We start from the raw sequence: 16,089 nt of genomic DNA, 5'->3' as shown, positions 1-16,089 counted from the left end.
GGTCTGTCAAGCCAAGCCGCTGGTGCGCGCAATAATCACAGGTGATGATGTTAGGAATTCAGGGTCGCGTTCTGGCTTTGCCTACTCTTCGATGAACAGGTACGTTGCTGAGGTGCGGCCAGGATGGCAGACATCCGAGCATAAAGCGAAGCTTTGACCAACTGCACGAATATGAAGACATCTAACGAAAAGCGGGCTACATGGAAAAACGGTTCGAAACCCTTTGGAGCGACGTCCAAAAGCAAGTTGGTTTGTCTGACCCAAACGAAATATTTCTTGTTTCAACGACACGCGGCCTAAAGGCCATTGTTGACCACAAGCATAAAGCCAAAGTTTCGCATCACAGATGGTGGGCAGTCGTGGCAGGCGGAGCTCACGTGTACGCGACAACTGAAATTAATGGCTCGCGTGTCACACTTCAGCGTTATATCGTCCATCTGGAGAATCCCGAAACGCCGATCGAAGACATAAAACACGTGTCTTTCGCAAACAAAATATCACTCGACTGCCGATTCAAGAATCTTGAAAACCGTGTTGGTCGCCAAGCTGTGATGAGAAATAGACGCCCGAAACGCAATACTTCTTCTAAATACAAAGGTGTCTATCACGCCATCCAGAACGAGGATGTGAAGTGGAAAAGTCAGATCAAGTGGGAGCTCGGGACCATGTCGATGGGAACCTATACTGACGAAGATACTGCTGCCCGAATGTACGATGCGGCTGCTTTCTATTTGTTCAAAGGAGCAGCCATGTTCAACTTTCCGGATGAAATACCATCTGTCGAAGCATTAGCGCATGCCCAACAAAGGATTCACCGGTTTCGGCTTAGAAGGGCACGAGAAGAACAGTCCCAAGTAGATTGACCTTAGCACTACTGCTAATCCAGCATATCGGGCGCGATGTGTGTAAATTACAACCGCGCCGCGAAATCAAAATATTCCAGATAGGCTGCAAAAAACTTGCACAAAAGAGTAAGGGCCGCCCATATAGAGCGACCCTCGCTATAGCGTCGGTGTCCGTCACGACAAGTCGCGCTGCCGACATTGATCCGACGTTTCACAGCAAGATATAAGGGATGATGTAACGAATGTCAAGATTCCTGACGCCAAGCGATGCGGATCACATCTCCGACTTTTTATCGGCGCCACGCCTGAAGACATTTTTGGATCTTACAAGATCGGGCCTTCGTGAAGACGCGATTGAGCTACATCAGGCAACAATGAGCTTGGGCGTAGCCATCATGGCCGTCACAGGATTGATCGAAGTTTCGCTGCGCAACGCAGCATGCAGAAGATTTGATATGATGTTTGAACGAGCTGACTGGTTGATGAATCCCCCACAGGGTCTTCAGTGGCAAAAACTTGAAAGCAGCTCTATCAAGAGAGCACAGAACCAGGCACGCCGGGCGGCATATTCAAAGATGACCGGCCCCCAGAAGACGGCCCTCGATGAGCAGGCATTTCCGAATGGTAAGCCTATGAGCCTGCCACATGAGGATGTAGCGTCGCGACGGCAAGCAACGATACATGTCGCTGACAGTCAGATCATCGCCCAGCTCACCATGCATTTCTGGAAACGCCTTTTCTCTGATCAGTACGAAGCCATGCTCTGGAAGCGTGGACTGCGGAAGATTTTCCCAAACAAAGGCTTGAGCCGTGCCGACGTCGCGTCGCAGCTTGAAGTTATTTATGAGGCGCGAAATCGTCTTGCGCACCATGAACCAGTTTACGGCAGCAGGTTGGATGCTGTGCTAGAGGCAATTTCCTTCGTCTCCAATTACCTTGGAAATCGCGACCCTGATGTTGTCAGCCCTTTCGCCAAGCTTATCATGCCGCAGCGTGATATTCTCTCTGGCCAAGTGGCTATTATGCGCTCGACCTTTGATCGCCTGACACCCTCACGTTAGGTAATCCAACATCCATCAAGCGTTTGAAGGCTTATCCTGGCTCCCGACTACCGCCCATCTCAGAGATCGCGCTGATTCAGCCGGTCAGAAAGCCGTTTGCCTCGTTTGAAGTAAACACGCCGCTTTGCGGGGACGTCGATGGGTTCACCGGTGCGCGGATTGCGGCCGGCCTGTTGTTCATAGGATCTGGCTGTAAAGGCGCCGAACCCGCGTAGCTCGACACGTTGGCCCGCAGCAAGGGCATTCACGATTGTCTCAAATATCGCATCCACCACCTTGGTGACGTCTGCATGCGTGAGGTGGCGATTTTCTTCGTGCAGCTTGGCGATGAGTTCCGAGCGGATCATGCGGTCTTCCGTTTGCTGTTTGCAGGTCCAAGGTGGCGGCGTTCTTTCAACGTTGCGTCCAGTTTATCGGCTTGGGGCTCAAGAGGAAGAGTTTCCTTCGGATTTTGTGATTTTCCCCTTGCTTGAGAAAGAACATCACAATGTCCCATCATATTCCGACCACTGCACAATCGATCGCAATGCGTCACGCATGCAACGCAATGATGGACCAGATCAAAACCGGCAAGCTGACCACCGGTCATATTTCACAGGCAATGACAGCCGCATTCGGTGGAACGGACGCCTCTGGTGCGTGGGATTGGCGTCTGTCCTTCGATCTGATGCAAGCAGCCGGGCTGCAAGCCGTGCTGCGGGCTATGGAGCGCGCGCACGACCCGCAGGCGGTTCATGCGCTGATCCAGCGGATTGGCGGCAGCTTGCCAACCGAGACCCGCCGGTCCGAGCGTCAGATGCAGCTACAGCAGTTTTCAACGGCGATGGAATGGGGCTGGGTTGTCGTACAGGCCGCTGCCGTCTGTTGCGATGATGTGGTGCTGGAGCCATCAGCGGGTGTCGGATGCCTTGCAGCCCTGACACAGGCGTCACGCGGCACAACGCCCGCAATGCAGCCACGTCTCATTTTGAACGAACTCGACCCCACGCGGCGCGCGATACTCCGGATGCTGACAGACATAAGCGCCCTGCCCCATGACGCGGAATTCATCGACGATCTTCTGGCGCGCGATGTCAAACCGTCCGTCGTGGTGATGAACCCCCCGTTTGCATCAAGTCTGTCGCGCAGCGAGGATGCCTCAATTGCCATGCGACACCTGCTGTCAGCCGCAAAGCGGCTTGAGCGCGGCGGCCGATTGGTCGCTATCGTGCCACCTGCCGTGTCAGCCGAGCGCGGCGGAGCCTTGTGGGACCGCTTTTGCCAGGAAGTGACCCCTCTGGTCCGGCTGGTCCTCCCCCTGGATGCTTTCACCAAGATGGGAACCAATGTGCAGACCCATCTGCTGGTCGCGGAGCGGCCCATGGATGCCAGTGTGCAGCGCCCGACCCGTGCGCATCACGTCCCCGTCAAAACATCCGCAGAAGCGATTCAGGTGCTGCGTGATCTGCTGCCTGCGCGCCAGCCCGTTGCGCAAGGTGTGAGTGCTGGCAAACAGACAGCCGACAAAGCTGCCAACGCTGCCAAGACCATCGCGCTGCGTCCCACATCTTTGGTTGGCGCAACACAAGGCACTGCTGCAGGTGCGGGCGGCGCGCGCATGCTGCTGCCGGGGCGCAGGACCGCGACACAGCACGCGCAATCAACAACAGCGCTGGTGTCACTCGATGTGACCGTCTTTGATGTGCCCCGCACCAACGAAGCTCTGTCGGATGTTTATGCCCGATACGCACCGCAACGGCTGTGTGTCGCAGGTGCAAGCGGGCACCCTACCCCGCTGGTCGAAAGTCTGGCCATGGCCTCAGTTGCCCCGCCCTGCCCGTTAAGCGACCTCATTGATCTCAAACTGCCCCAGCGGGTCATTACGGAAGGGCTGCTCTCGGATGCCCAGTTGGAAACGCTGCTTATGGCGCAAAGCGCTTTTGCGCAGGATCTGCCCGGCAAGTTCAAGCGCGACGAACGCGATCAGCTGATCCGCGCAGATGATGACCCTGCCGCCCAGCCGTTTCGCAAAGGCTACTTTCTGGGGGATGGAACCGGCTGCGGCAAAGGCCGCCAAGTCGCGGGGTTGATCATGGCCGGATGGGGCGCGCAACGGCGCAAAGCGCTGTGGGTCTCGCGCTCGAAAACCCTGATTGAAGACGCGCGCAGGGATTGGACTGATCTGGGCGGCGCCCCGACCGACATCCATGCCCTCTCCAAATGGTCAGCAGATGAGCCGGTCAAATTAGCCGAAGGCATTCTCTTCGTGACCTACTCGACCCTGCGCGCGACCTCGCAAAAGGGCAAAACCCGTCTTGAACAAATCCTTGCGTGGCTCGGTGACGACTATGATGGGTTGATTGCCTTTGACGAAGCGCATGCGATGCAAAATGCAGGCGGTTCAATCACCGCGCGCGGTGCAGGCGCGCCGTCCCAACAAGGCCTTGCGGGGCTGCGTCTGCAAAATGCCCTGCCCCGCGCATGCGTGCTCTATGTCTCGGCCACCGGCGCCACCGAAGTCGCAAATCTCGCCTATGCCGGACGCCTCGGCTTATGGGGCATGGGGCAAGGCTACCCTTTCGCGTCGCGGGAAAGCTTTGTCACCGAGATGGAAGCCGGTGGTGTGGCGGCCATGGAAATGGTGGCCCGCGACCTCAAGGCGCTCGGCCTCTACACGGCGCGCGCGCTGTCTTTCGAAGGGGTTGAGTATGATATTCTCGAGCACGCCTTGAGCGCGGATCAGATTACCGCCTATGACGCCTGGGCGCGGGCCTTCAAGACGATCCATGCCAACCTGCATAAGGCGCTGGAAGCCACCGGTGTGACCAAATCCGATGGTGATGCAGCACAAGCAGGCTCGGGCACCGCAAAGGCTGCGGCGCTGTCAGCCTTCGAGAGCACAAAGCAGCGGTTTTTTGGCCATCTGCTGCAAGGCATGAAAGCGCGCACGATCATTGCCGCCATTGAGGCCGATATCGCCGCAGGATGGGCCCCTGTCGTGCAGATCGTGTCGACCGGCGAAGCACTGCTCAACCGCCGGATTGAAAGCCTTGCCCCTGATGAGGAGCTGGTAGAGGCCGCTCTGACGCCGAAAGAATACGTCGTGGGGTATTTGCTGAACGCCTTTCCCGTCATGCAGATGCAATTGATCGAGCAAGAGGACGGATCAGTCCTCGCCCAGCCGTTGCGTGATGCCAATGGGGCGCCGGTGATTTCTCGCGAGGCAGAGGCACTGCGTGACCGCATGATCGAAGATCTGATGCTGCTTGCGCCGGTGCCGTCAGCCTTGGATCAGCTTGTCTGGTCGCTCGGGCCGGAAAGGGTCGCGGAGGTCACGGGCCGGAGCCAGCGCCCAATCCGGCAAGCGGACGGTCGCTTGAAGGTGGAGCGCCGCGCAGCCAGTGCGAATTCATCTGAGGCTGCCGCCTTCATGGCAGGCGACAAGGACGTTTTGATATTCTCGGATGCGGGCGGGACAGGCCGGTCATATCAGGCTGCGATCACGGCCAAAAATCAAAAGCGCCGCCGCCATTACCTGATGGAGCCCGGTTGGCGCGCTGATAATGCCATCCAAGGGCTGGGGCGCACACATCGCTCTGCGCAGGTATCGGCACCGTTCTTTCGGGTCTGCACCACCGATGTGCATGGCGAGAAGCGCTTCACCTCAACCATCGCCCGCCGCCTCGACACGCTGGGTGCTTTGACCAAAGGCCAGCGCGAGACGGCAAGTCAGGGCATGTTCCGTGCAGAGGACAATCTGGAAAGTGCAATCGCGCGCGGATGTCTCAGAGCGCTTTACCGTGACATTGTGTTTGGCCGCGATGCCGCAATGGGATTGGAGACCTTTGAAGACTGGACCGGCTTGCGGTTGACCAACCAGGATGGCCAGCTTTTGGAGGAGCTTCCACCAATTCAGCGGTTTCTGAACCGGATACTGGCGCTGCCGATTGCCATGCAGAACGCGATCTTCGCGGATTTCATGGGCAGGATTGCGACGGCAACCGAGCGGGCCTTGGCGGCAGGAACGCTCGATGTAGGGTTGGAACAGCTGCGCGGTGACAAGATTACCGCAGGTGAGCCACAGAGGCTTTGTACCGATGAAGCAACCGGTGCTGTCACCTCGCTTGTCCCGCTCTATGTCGAAACACGCCTGACCTACCGCAGCAGCGCAGAAATCCTTGAGGATTTCGAGGGCTATGACCCCATGGAGAACGCCAGTTCCGGCAAAGTCGCGCTGATAGCGCCAAGCGCGCGCCACACCTTTGATGAGGCTGGTGACTTCGGTTTGGAGCGGCGGGTTGTGCGCCCGTCCGGGACAAGCTGGATCGAAGAGGCCCAGTTCAAGCGGTCGCAATGGGAGCCGGTTGCGCGCGCCCGCTTCATCGCATTGTGGGACGCCGAAGTGGCAGGTCTTCCGGGTCGCGATTTGCGCGAGCTTTATCTGCTGACGGGCCTGATCCTGCCCATCTGGAAGTCCATTCCAGGTCAGACCAGCCGTATCTACCGTGCCAAATGCGATGACGGGACATCCTATCTCGGCCGTGCGCTGGATGCGCAGGAAGCAGGCGTTCTGCGCGGCCGGTATATGAGCGTCGATGCCGCTGATCCCGTCTCGATCTTCATGGCCGTCACCGAAGGTCAAAAGGCGGTCGAGTTGTGCAATGGCCTGACCCTGAGCGAGCGACGGGTTGCGGGCCACAAGCGGCTGGAAATCACGGGTGCGGATCGGGCAACGCTCGATTGGCTGCGCGCATTGGGCTGTTTCACCGAGATCCACCAATACAGCCTGCGTGTCTTTATCCCCCATGGAAATCGCGCAGCGAGCCTTACGGTGATCGGCGCATTGGTTGCCAGGGCGGGTGCGGCAGACCAGTCAGCTGCGCCCTTGCGGGGCCTGTGATCATGGCGGGCCCTGTGCTCGCCATGCATCGATTGTTCGACGCGGGGTTGGGCAGCGGAAAGTGAGAGAGCGCTTTTTGTCTTTGTGATCCTGATCCTGGGATTGGAAATCCGCTGAAAGGTACATGCGATGAAACCCGCTTTTGATAGATCTATGACATACCAGCACACGTGCGAGCCGACCGAACAGCACAAGTTTAAGCCCGGAGACCGGGTGATCTACACGAACGGCTTTGGGGTCAATTTTGGCGAAAAGATTGTTGCGGCAGTCGCACTTTGGGATGGCATCCCGCGCTATTATTGCGAGGGCACAGACACGCCCTGGTATCCAGTCCAAGAGCATCAGCTAAAGCGCGTCATGCCGTTCACTGCGAACCAAGACGGCACCGGCAACGGTGCAGCGCCGTGCACAATCATGCCCAGCAATCCCGTAGCAGTGGGAGGTGACGCACCATGACACGGTTCAACCACATGTATGACATGGCGTTCTCGCTGGAGAGCGGCACGGACGATGGGTCCGACGTGACCCCTGCAATGCTGCGCGCGGCGCTGGAGCGTCGGATCAAAACGCTGATGGACGCGGAATTGTTTGAAGCCTGCGGCCTGTGCGACACCTACGAGGTGCCAGCATGAGCCTCCTGACAGCAGCAAATGCAGCGCGACTTGATAAGATACTGGACCGCAAATGGCGCTTTGCGCATGGGGTGGATACCTTTCGGAATTGCATTGCGGCGGGCCGGTTCGGCAAGTCCGGTCAGATGGAGGTGCCAAGCGTGCAATGGGACCGGCGTAAATTCAACCGCATGGACGGCAACCAGCAGCGCGAATACCAGCGCAAACTGGACACCATGAAAACGGTTTACGCGCTTTTCTGGGCGGGCTGCCCGCATGACAGCTACAGCGAAGTGCCCAAGATGCTTTTTGACTGGTTCAACGAGCAGCACGGCGGGGGTGACGACCGGTCATCTGCGCCCTTGCGGGGCCTGTGATCATGGCGGGCCCTGTGCTCGCCATGCACCCGAACTCTGACGCGGGGTTGGGCAGCGGAAAGTGAGAGAGGGCTTTTTGTCTTTGTGATTTCAACCGATCACAGAAAGGACGCCCCATGGCCAAGGCAACAGCAGAAAAGTTCAACGTTTACAACTATGTCACGCAGACAATCATCGCGGCTATCGAGGCGGGCACAGGCCCGTGGGAGAAAAGCTGGACCGGCGCGGTGCAGCAGCTGGGGATGCCGCTGCGGGCGAATGGCGAGGCCTACCGCGGGATCAATGTCCTGATGCTATGGGTGGAGGCCCACCTCAAAGGCCATCGCTCGGCTTACTGGATGACCTATAAGCAGGCGCAAGAGCTGGGCGGTCAGGTCCGCAAAGGGGAAAAATCCGCCACCGTTGTCAAATACGGCACCTTCGAGGTCGACCGCGAGAATGCGTCGGCGGATTCCGATCCAGAAAAGCGCGCCTATGCCCGGGCATACCGCGTGTTTAATGCCGATCAGATCGACGGGCTGCCAAGCCGGTTTCACGCGCAGGCCCAACCGCCGCGTGATCTTGGCACCCAATCCGACCCGATGGTGCAGGCCTGGTTTGACCGCCTTGGCATCGCGATTGACACAACAGACGAACCCGCTGCCTATTACACGCCCGCGACCGACAGGGTGCATATGCCGCCCATCGGCACGTTTCAAACCGCAGGCAAATATTTTGGCACTTTGGCCCATGAATGCGCGCATGCCACGAAAGCTGGGCACCGGCTGAACAGGCAGCATCCGGGGTTGTCGCAAGAACGATACGCGCGCGAAGAGGTCGTCGCTGAGTTGGCGGCCGCCATGGTAGCGACGCGCCTTGGCATTCAGACCGAGTATGATCAGAACGCTGCCTATCTGGCGCATTGGATTGGCGTGATGAAGGAAGATAATCGCGCGATCGTCAAAGCCGCATCACAGGCCCAAGCCGCCTGCGACTGGATGTTTGTGCAGGCTGGAGAGCTGGATCAACCCCACCCCGCCCAGATCGCGGCGTAAGCCGCCTGCGACATTGCCAAGGCTCCCTTTCGAGAGAGAGGGGGCCTTTTGCAGTTTGATCATGCGATCAGATCAAAAACACATCCCGAAAGGAAATCACATGGCTTGGGAAGTTCAGCATCACACATTGGCCGACGGTTGGATCAACACATGGAGCGAAGAAAACGATCAGGGCGAGTGGGTGCCCACCACCTACCCGACGCAAGAAGAAGCATATTTCGAATTGGCGGAGTTCATCAAGGAAATCACGCTCGAGGTTGAAACCGGTGAGCGGGCCGCTGACAATATCTACGACATCAGCGAGTTCCGGGTTGTTGCGATTGAGACGGTCCTGGCTGTCGAACCGAGCGCCGTTGATCACGGGCAGGCTGCGTGATGGGCTGGATGATCTATGACCACACCCCGCAAGACATTCGCGGTGAAATCCACCGGCTCTGCACTGGGGAAAGTGACGCGCGCCGTATCTTTCCGATCGCGTCTGAACAGGTTGGCGATGTCTGGTATGTCGCGGTGCGGGCCGAGTTCAAGGATGCCAACACCGGTCGGCAATGGGTGGCCGAGCGTGGCTATACCCCCAATCAGGACGGCTCGTATGTCTTTGCGGCCGTGATCCTGACCAGTGTGGAAAACGGCGAATGGGGCTATAAGGACATGGACGAGACCTGCGGGCCTGCTGTTCACCAAGCCCCGCGGTCAATTCTGGCGCTTCTGAGCGCGACGACCCATCCGTTCGCAGTGGATTGGCGCGCGCGGTGTCGCGCATCCATGAAGCAGCCCGCCTGAAGCAGGGCGTGGGCTGGCGGAACAGAACGCGCAAGCAGCTTCCGCCAGCCCTTGGTCATTGTGCGCGCATGGTCGCGATGCCGGCGATTTACCCCAAAGTCACAAGACGCGGCCCAGACTGCCGTTTCAATGGATCTGCTGCCATGCAACAAAGATTTCTGAGATCGCATGATGCGCTTTGTCGATCTGCGCGGTATCGTCGTTGCGCATCAGTTTCAGGGTCTGTTGGCGGGAATATTCGTACAAATGGAACAGGTTTGCAGCGATTTCGCCGCCGCGCTCAAAGTCCAGACTTGATTGCAACACGTAGGTCGCCGTCAGGACGCGCGCGATATGGGTTTTGAATATCTCGCTGTCGCGCGCTGGTTTCTGCGCGAGCATGCCAAGGCTGCGCACCAGATATTCCAGCGTTACCTTGATCAATTGATGCGCATCGTCGGGATTGAACCCCGGATTTTGCTGCTGTCGCTGATATTCAGCGGCTGGGCTTAACATTGTCATCACTCAGGGCTCCGCTGACGTCATCATGCCCCATCAGAAACGACCGTGTGCGCGCGTTGTTTAGCGGCGCTTTTGGCTTAGAGGAGAAAGGAGGCTTTTTGTCGAAGTATCCGATGTGCGGATTTCATCAATTTAACAACAGGATGCATCGATATGAAACTTACACGATCAGTCGTGACAGTGGATCACGGGATTTACGGCAAGAAGGATCTGCCTGCGTTTTGCAAGGATGGGTTGGCGCTGATCAAGCTTGAAGGCCGCGCTGTGTCTTGGCGGATCTACCACGCGTTGACAGGTATCACGATTGGATCGGCCGGTGACCGCCGTACCAAAGAGGCCGCAAAGCGCGTCATGGCCAGCCTGCTTGATTTGCCCCTTGAATGGGAACGCGAAGATGCGTGTACACAAGTCGGCCAGCACCTCGATGCGGTCAAGTGCGCGCTGCAAACCGCATAAAGCCGCAGGCGATCCAGCATCCAGCTGATTGCTCTGCCCTCTCCCCTCACTTCAATCCAACACCCGGCCCTGGCGCCGGGCTCTTCAACCTCAGGAGATTCCCATGGCGGATTACTTCACTCATTTCTCATGCCTGATCGACGTCGGCAGTGCGGAGAAGGCCGGCCGCGCGCTGGCTCTGTTTCATGACTTGCGTGCTGCGGAGCAAGACGCAGACGAGCCGGAAGTCGCGGGCTTCGATCTCGTGCGCCAAGATGCGCCCGAGGGCAGCACCCTGTGGATCCATGATGACGCGCAGGGCGATGTCGAGGCGGTCATCCGCTTCGTGCTGCGCTTGGCAGAAGAGCTCGACCTCACCGGCCTTTGGGGGTTTGAATACGGCTTGAGCTGTTCTCGCCCGCGTCTCGACGCGTTTGGTGGCGGCGCGCATGTCATTGATCTTGGCGCGCGCAAATCCATCGGCTGGACCAGCACACATGAATGGCTGGCCGCAGCACTGAACGGGGAGCAGCCCGATGCCTGAGGTGATCTGTACAACAATCTACGAGTTTCACGAACTCTCCGACGCGGCCAAGGAAAAGGCGCGCAGCTGGTATCGCGAGCTTGGGCCCCACGACGACTGGTGGGATGCAGTCTACGATGATTTTGAGTGCATCTGCGATATCCTCGGTATTCGGCTTAAAACAACCCCCGTGCGTTTGATGGGCGGCGGCACGCGAGACAAACCGCGTATCTGGTTCTCAGGGTTCAGCTACCAAGGCGATGGCGCGTGTATGGAAGGCTTTTATAGCCACGCCAGAGGCGCGGCTGCGCGCATCAGGGCACATGCGCCAAAGGATAAAACGCTGCATTGCATCGCGGACAGGATGCAGGCCGTCCAGAAGCGCAACTTCTACCAGCTCGCCGCCGAGATCAGCCACCGCGGCCGATACTACCACGAATACACCATGTCCGTGGATGTCACCCGCGACGGGCCGACCTGTCAGTTGCCCACCGAGGACGCAGAGGAGATCGTGACCGAGGCGCTGCGCGATCTGGCCCGCTGGCTCTACCATCAGCTGGAAACCGAATACGACTACCTCACCTCGGATCAGGCCATTGAAGACAGCATCATCGCCAATCAATACAGCTTCACTGAAACCGGACGGCGGTTCGGATGACAGCGTCCACAAGAAAGGTGGCATCCGGGCTGGCTCGGGTGTCAGAGGAAAAGGGGTCTTCGGGTTTTGATGATCTTGGCATTGGGCCAAGAGCAAAACCTGAAGGAACCATGTCATGCATTTTCTGACCAAAGAGATCACAGATCAACTCATCGCCAATGGCCGGCGTCAAGCCGATGTGCGCGGCACTGCAAACGAGATCGATTTCAAACCGGTCACCAAGCTGTTCAATCCCTGCGGCACGGGAACATGGCTTCTGACCGAACTTGATCCGGAGAATCCCACAATCGCTTTCGGGCTGTGTGATCTGGGGTATCCCGAGCTTGGATCCGTGTGTCTTGCCGAATTGGCCAGTGTCCGTCTGCCCTTTGGCTTGAAGATCGAACGGGACCCCTTCTTCGCCGCAACCAAGTCGATCTCCGTCTATGCCGACGAGGCCCGTGTCGCGGGCAGGATTGCAGCCTGATCCAGGTCTCAACCGGCCGACGCATTGCCATAAGGGCGCGTCGGCCGGTTGTCGTTATCGCTCAAATCAACACACTGGAGACCACCGCATGTCTTATGAACGCGCCCTGAACCGGGCAAAATCCATCAACGCAAAAACCTTCCTGTCCATCGAACGGCTGCCGCACGGGCTTGGCTTCGTAGCCAGCTACGCAAACGACCAGTCACTGCGCTGCGTGGGTCAGACAATTATCCATCACGCCGATGGCCGTTACGGCATCGTCCTCGATCAAAACGGGTTTGTCGCGGCAGAGATGGAGGCGCGCGATCTGTTGTATCGTGCGGGCGTCTTTCCGGCCGGCGCGCCCAGCCAGCCTGAACCCAACCAGCCTGAACCTGAGCAACCCCCGCTCACAGCGCAAAACGCGCTGCGGATGGAGACGGTTCTAAGGCTGCATTATCCCGAGCTTGACGATGTTGATAATCTGCTCGCATCCGCCTTATGCGATTTGCGCCACTTTGCCGATCGGCATGGGCTTGATTTTGGTGCGCAGGATCACACCGGATTTTTCCAATACATCGATCAGCGCTGAGCTGATGGCCCGGCGTTGCTGGCATGGCCAAGGCCCTGACAGCCCGAAAGCTGAAAGGTCCCTTTAGGTTTTTGTGATCCGAATGGATCAGAAAAGCAGGGATCCCCCCTGACACATCACCCCCACACCAAATCTGAAGGAATACCCAAATGTACACTGGTCAAATCACCATGATGGACGCCGACAATGCCTTTACTGGCGACATCGCCTCGCTCGAGTTCGACTTCCGCTTCACGGGCTTGCCTAACACGTTCAAGACCAAGGACAGCCATCCTGACTTCCACCTTGAAGCGCGTAGCCCGCGTGGTCGCGCCATTCGGATCGGCTCTGCATGGGAAGCAAAATCCCGTGCTGGCAACAAGTATCTGCAACTCGCGATCAATCTTCCCAACCAGGGACAGATCCGCGCCAATGCCGTGCAGGATGAAGAAGCCCAAGCCGGCACTTTCCGGATCATCCCGATGGCGATGGCTGAAGTCGCCTGAGCGGACCAGCCACGTGACGGCCTGTCCCAATCGGACAGGCCGTCCCTCTACATGGCGCAGCTGAATGCTGTGCCACCGATTACCTCGCAATTGCCGCAACAGGAGGCAGAGACATGACACAAATCGCCGTATTCAGTATCGAAGAACCCGAACGCACAACGCTGGAGGCGTTGGCTACGCAGGATGAAACCCTCGCTGGCATTGCGGAAATGATCCACAGCCGCGTCAGCCGTGGCGAGGTTTTTAACGTGGGCGGTGGCGCTGCGCCGCTGGTCCACATCATCAGCCTGACGCATCGTGACGCACCGCACGCCGCGGCCGAGGTGCTGCACATCGATGATATGAGCGCGCTTCTGCGCCTGTTCTGCGAGCTGCACGATCTGCCATTCAAAAGCGCAGATGAGCTTCTCGCTGATCTCTCGGGTGACGAACTGGTGTCGTCAGATATCATCAACTGGCTGTCCGCATATGTGGACGCCTATCTCGACCACGACGGCAAAGCGGCATGACCCGGCGCCGCGCATATGGACCATCTTGCCAGATCCTTGATCCGTGGTGGCCGCCCCTCTATGTTGAAAAGGAGCACATCAGATGAGCATGAATGATATGGCTGACCAGAACGTGAACCTTTCGGATGAAAAGCTGCGCGCTGAAATCACCAAGATGATTGCAGAAACCGGACAGGTCAAAATGCAAACGCTGCTTGCACCTTTCCTCGCAGCGGCCGGCGTCATTGGCGCAACCGCCGCCGTGGTGAAGTTGTTCTTCTAAACGAACGCCGCGCAGTATCAGCAAACACCAAGGGGCGGGCCACACGGCGCGCCCTTTTTGTTTGCCGCCGTGCTTTCCCGCAAATGTGGATGTGCGACCCTGGCCGGGCATGGCCCCCTGAATGGGCCACGCCCGGACCACGGCCACGCGCGGATGCCGCGCGCCGCAGTCGCTTGCAAGCAAGCTTAAGAGTGAATGCGGCCCCATAGGGCCGCATGCGCCATGCCGGATCCCGTCCAACCCCCTCGTACCATCGCAAACCGTCCATATGCGCAAATGTCGTGCCAGTGAACTTCTAGCGGGGGCCAGCGGTCGTTCTGACTGATTCATCGGTGTCGTCCAAGGCCCGAAATAAATCTTGCAGCCAGTCGCGCCAGAATATCCCTCACCTCTTCAAACCCGACCGGCTCTTCGCAGACCGTTCACGGGCCCGTTGCTTCATCCGTCAAGGGCTACGCAAGCCGCGCAAGCGCGGCCCTTGACGGGCAACAAACCCGTTCACGGACCGCTACGGCCAGTCTGATCCATCCACCGAGATCAAAACCTGTCGCCCACAACAGGCAGCAAGATTTTTTTCGCCCGCAAAAGTGCGGGTAAAGGCCTTTCCCGCCCCCGCTGAATCAGTCCGCCCGACCGCAGGCCCCCGCGATTGGCGCGTGGGGCAATGTCAGGGAAAAAACGACATGTTGACGACATATGACACAATCGAAATGTTTGGTCTCACCGAGAACGCCGACTGCCTGCCAATGCCAGACGACCAGACTTTGCGCGACACCACCACCCGCGAAGCCTTCGAGGCACTTTTCGGCCCGCTACAGGGAACCGGACTCGAATCCGAAATCGAACCGCTTGCACACGGCTTTGCATCGCTATTCTTTCGCCGCCGCAAGATGCTGGACGAGGCATTGACCAAGCAGACAGACGCCGCCCGCGCCCTCATTCGCGCACATGACGGTTCAGAGATTAACGACACCAACCTTTCAGACGCCCAGACCCGCGCCGACCGCTTGCGCGATATGCGCGACGCGCTGGACGTCATGGCAGAAACCGCTGCCCGCTGTTATGAAATCGAAACCGGAAAGGCATTTATCCCCGCAGCAGGAAGCCGCAAAAGCGCCCCCGCGCATTTGACTGGCGCGACTTTCGAGGCCCGCGAATGGCTGGAAGCACACGAACGCCAAGAGGCCGCAAAATTCGTCGTTGATGGCGTAGCCCTTGCCGTGGCGGGTGATCGTGACTGGCTGGACCATGCGAAAATATGGGACACGCTCGACAAGATCAAAACCCGTTTTTACAACAACTACGGGGAAAACCTCATTCTATACACGAAAGGCGATGCAAAAGGCGTGGACGCAATCGCCGCCGCATGGGCCAAATCGCGCAGCGTTCACCACGTCACATTCGCGCCCAATTGGAAAGCATACGGCAAGGCAGCAGGTTTCAAGGCCATTGACCAAATGTTCACAACGCCAAAGCACCTTGGAGGCGTGGCAATCTTTGGCACAACAGGAATTGCCCTAAACCTTGCCGACAAGGCAGAAGCTCAAGGCATCAAGGCAATGCGTGTCAAAAAACCGGAACCAGCCCAAGCACCCAACGGCCCCGCGATCATCAACGGCGCGGCAACGCGAAAATGACCGCAACGCAGGGGGGGCGGATAACGCCCCCCACCCCACCCCACCCGCAGACCACCGCAGCGCAAAGACGACCGCGACCGCAAAAACGCCGACCGGGGCAAGGTGTCCCCCCGTCGCGGCTGGCTCAGGGCCAGCCACAACGGGCCGGACCGGCGCTATTCGCGCGGAACGCCACATAAGTGGCGGCGGGCGCCGTCGCCCAACCCTCCCGATGGTCGGACTGGTTAACCCCGCCCGCGTAACAAACGCAGAGCGCCCACCAAGATCAGCAGTTCCGATGTCGATAAGGAGACGGCCCTTCGGGCCGTCATTGCTATGCTCAAAACCCGCCCAAAGTGGCGGGCCAGGATCGGGTGCAACAATCAGGCGCGGCACCGCACACCACCCCCGCCTTTTTTTGATGATGGGACACGCGACCCCGTCAACCGCACCGCCATGCGCATGCTTCAAAC

Annotated in this window: 20 protein-coding genes; 18 read left to right on the top strand and 2 right to left on the bottom strand. The window is 58.4% G+C overall.

The features are described from left to right. Positions 1-200 precede the first annotated feature (200 nt). Both LOKVESSMR4R_RS00225 and LOKVESSMR4R_RS00220 read left to right on the top strand, forming a co-directional pair. Positions 201-863, top strand: coding sequence for a hypothetical protein (locus tag LOKVESSMR4R_RS00225; protein WP_087205663.1), 663 nt, complete (start codon positions 201-203; stop codon positions 861-863). A 224-nt stretch (positions 864-1,087) separates the two neighbouring features. Continuing rightward, the gene (locus LOKVESSMR4R_RS00220; RefSeq protein ID WP_087205661.1) at positions 1,088-1,906 is read left to right on the top strand and encodes a hypothetical protein; all 819 of its coding nucleotides are present in this window, start codon (positions 1,088-1,090) and stop codon (positions 1,904-1,906) included. Between the two features lie 59 nt (positions 1,907-1,965). Here LOKVESSMR4R_RS00220 and LOKVESSMR4R_RS00215 read toward each other — a convergent pair whose 3' ends face one another. Then, entirely contained in the window at positions 1,966-2,253 is a 288-nt protein-coding gene (locus LOKVESSMR4R_RS00215; protein ID WP_087205659.1) for an HU family DNA-binding protein, read from the bottom strand. Positions 2,254-2,453: 200 nt separating this feature from the next. On the opposite strand from LOKVESSMR4R_RS00215, the gene LOKVESSMR4R_RS00210 reads away from it, so the two are divergent. The 7 genes from LOKVESSMR4R_RS00210 (at position 2,454) to LOKVESSMR4R_RS00185 (ending at position 9,590) form a co-directional block, all read left to right on the top strand. After that, positions 2,454-6,785 (top strand): strawberry notch family protein, encoded by a 4,332-nt coding sequence (locus LOKVESSMR4R_RS00210; RefSeq protein WP_237331861.1) that lies wholly within the window; start codon positions 2,454-2,456, stop codon positions 6,783-6,785. A 129-nt stretch (positions 6,786-6,914) separates the two neighbouring features. Then, a complete protein-coding gene (locus LOKVESSMR4R_RS00205; RefSeq protein WP_157898085.1) occupies positions 6,915-7,241 on the top strand; it encodes a hypothetical protein in 327 nt (108 codons plus the stop codon). Beyond that, a complete protein-coding gene (locus tag LOKVESSMR4R_RS19975; protein ID WP_157898084.1) occupies positions 7,238-7,417 on the top strand; it encodes a hypothetical protein in 180 nt (59 codons plus the stop codon). The genes LOKVESSMR4R_RS00205 and LOKVESSMR4R_RS19975 overlap by 4 nt, the downstream gene beginning before the upstream one ends. Continuing rightward, positions 7,414-7,773 (top strand): hypothetical protein, encoded by a 360-nt coding sequence (locus LOKVESSMR4R_RS00200; RefSeq protein ID WP_087205654.1) that lies wholly within the window; start codon positions 7,414-7,416, stop codon positions 7,771-7,773. The genes LOKVESSMR4R_RS19975 and LOKVESSMR4R_RS00200 overlap by 4 nt, the downstream gene beginning before the upstream one ends. Positions 7,774-7,889: 116 nt before the next feature. After that, complete coding sequence (locus tag LOKVESSMR4R_RS00195; protein WP_087205651.1) at positions 7,890-8,807, top strand: ArdC family protein; 918 nt, start codon at positions 7,890-7,892, stop codon at positions 8,805-8,807. 100 nt (positions 8,808-8,907) lie between these two features. Further along, positions 8,908-9,183: a hypothetical protein gene (locus LOKVESSMR4R_RS00190; RefSeq protein ID WP_157898083.1), complete on the top strand. Its 276-nt coding sequence runs from the start codon at positions 8,908-8,910 to the stop codon at positions 9,181-9,183. Then, the gene (locus LOKVESSMR4R_RS00185; protein WP_087205648.1) at positions 9,183-9,590 is read left to right on the top strand and encodes a hypothetical protein; all 408 of its coding nucleotides are present in this window, start codon (positions 9,183-9,185) and stop codon (positions 9,588-9,590) included. Before LOKVESSMR4R_RS00190 ends, LOKVESSMR4R_RS00185 begins: the two co-directional genes overlap by 1 nt. 126 nt (positions 9,591-9,716) lie before the next feature. Here LOKVESSMR4R_RS00185 and fliS read toward each other — a convergent pair whose 3' ends face one another. After that, entirely contained in the window at positions 9,717-10,085 is a 369-nt protein-coding gene (gene fliS / locus LOKVESSMR4R_RS00180) for a flagellar export chaperone FliS (protein ID WP_087212268.1), read from the bottom strand. A gap of 159 nt (positions 10,086-10,244) precedes the next feature. On the opposite strand from fliS, the gene LOKVESSMR4R_RS00175 reads away from it, so the two are divergent. The 9 genes from LOKVESSMR4R_RS00175 (at position 10,245) to LOKVESSMR4R_RS00135 (ending at position 15,637) form a co-directional block, all read left to right on the top strand. Then, positions 10,245-10,547 carry a hypothetical protein gene (locus LOKVESSMR4R_RS00175; protein ID WP_087205647.1) on the top strand — a complete coding sequence of 101 codons (303 nt, stop codon included), beginning with the start codon at positions 10,245-10,247 and terminating at the stop codon, positions 10,545-10,547. Between the two features lie 103 nt (positions 10,548-10,650). Then, a complete protein-coding gene (locus LOKVESSMR4R_RS00170) occupies positions 10,651-11,070 on the top strand; it encodes a hypothetical protein (protein WP_087205646.1) in 420 nt (139 codons plus the stop codon). Beyond that, positions 11,063-11,707 (top strand): antitoxin of toxin-antitoxin stability system, encoded by a 645-nt coding sequence (locus LOKVESSMR4R_RS00165; protein WP_087205644.1) that lies wholly within the window; start codon positions 11,063-11,065, stop codon positions 11,705-11,707. Before LOKVESSMR4R_RS00170 ends, LOKVESSMR4R_RS00165 begins: the two co-directional genes overlap by 8 nt. A gap of 115 nt (positions 11,708-11,822) precedes the next feature. After that, complete coding sequence (locus LOKVESSMR4R_RS00160) at positions 11,823-12,173, top strand: DUF2958 domain-containing protein (RefSeq protein ID WP_087205643.1); 351 nt, start codon at positions 11,823-11,825, stop codon at positions 12,171-12,173. Beyond that, positions 12,163-12,744, top strand: a complete 582-nt coding sequence (locus LOKVESSMR4R_RS00155) for a hypothetical protein (protein ID WP_157898082.1) — start codon at positions 12,163-12,165, stop codon at positions 12,742-12,744. Before LOKVESSMR4R_RS00160 ends, LOKVESSMR4R_RS00155 begins: the two co-directional genes overlap by 11 nt. 170 nt (positions 12,745-12,914) lie before the next feature. Further along, complete coding sequence (locus LOKVESSMR4R_RS00150) at positions 12,915-13,229, top strand: DUF736 domain-containing protein (RefSeq protein WP_157898081.1); 315 nt, start codon at positions 12,915-12,917, stop codon at positions 13,227-13,229. A 113-nt stretch (positions 13,230-13,342) separates the two neighbouring features. Next, complete coding sequence (locus LOKVESSMR4R_RS00145; protein WP_087205637.1) at positions 13,343-13,738, top strand: hypothetical protein; 396 nt, start codon at positions 13,343-13,345, stop codon at positions 13,736-13,738. A gap of 82 nt (positions 13,739-13,820) precedes the next feature. Continuing rightward, positions 13,821-14,000: a hypothetical protein gene (locus tag LOKVESSMR4R_RS00140; protein WP_157898080.1), complete on the top strand. Its 180-nt coding sequence runs from the start codon at positions 13,821-13,823 to the stop codon at positions 13,998-14,000. A 656-nt stretch (positions 14,001-14,656) separates the two neighbouring features. Continuing rightward, positions 14,657-15,637, top strand: coding sequence for a DUF2493 domain-containing protein (locus tag LOKVESSMR4R_RS00135; protein ID WP_335673971.1), 981 nt, complete (start codon positions 14,657-14,659; stop codon positions 15,635-15,637). The last annotated feature ends 452 nt before the right edge of the window (positions 15,638-16,089 follow it).

This window comes from Yoonia vestfoldensis (genome assembly GCF_002158905.1).
Lineage (GTDB): Bacteria > Pseudomonadota > Alphaproteobacteria > Rhodobacterales > Rhodobacteraceae > Yoonia > Yoonia vestfoldensis_B.
Note: the sequence above shows the minus strand (reverse complement) of the source record. Positions and strands in the feature narration are given on the sequence as shown.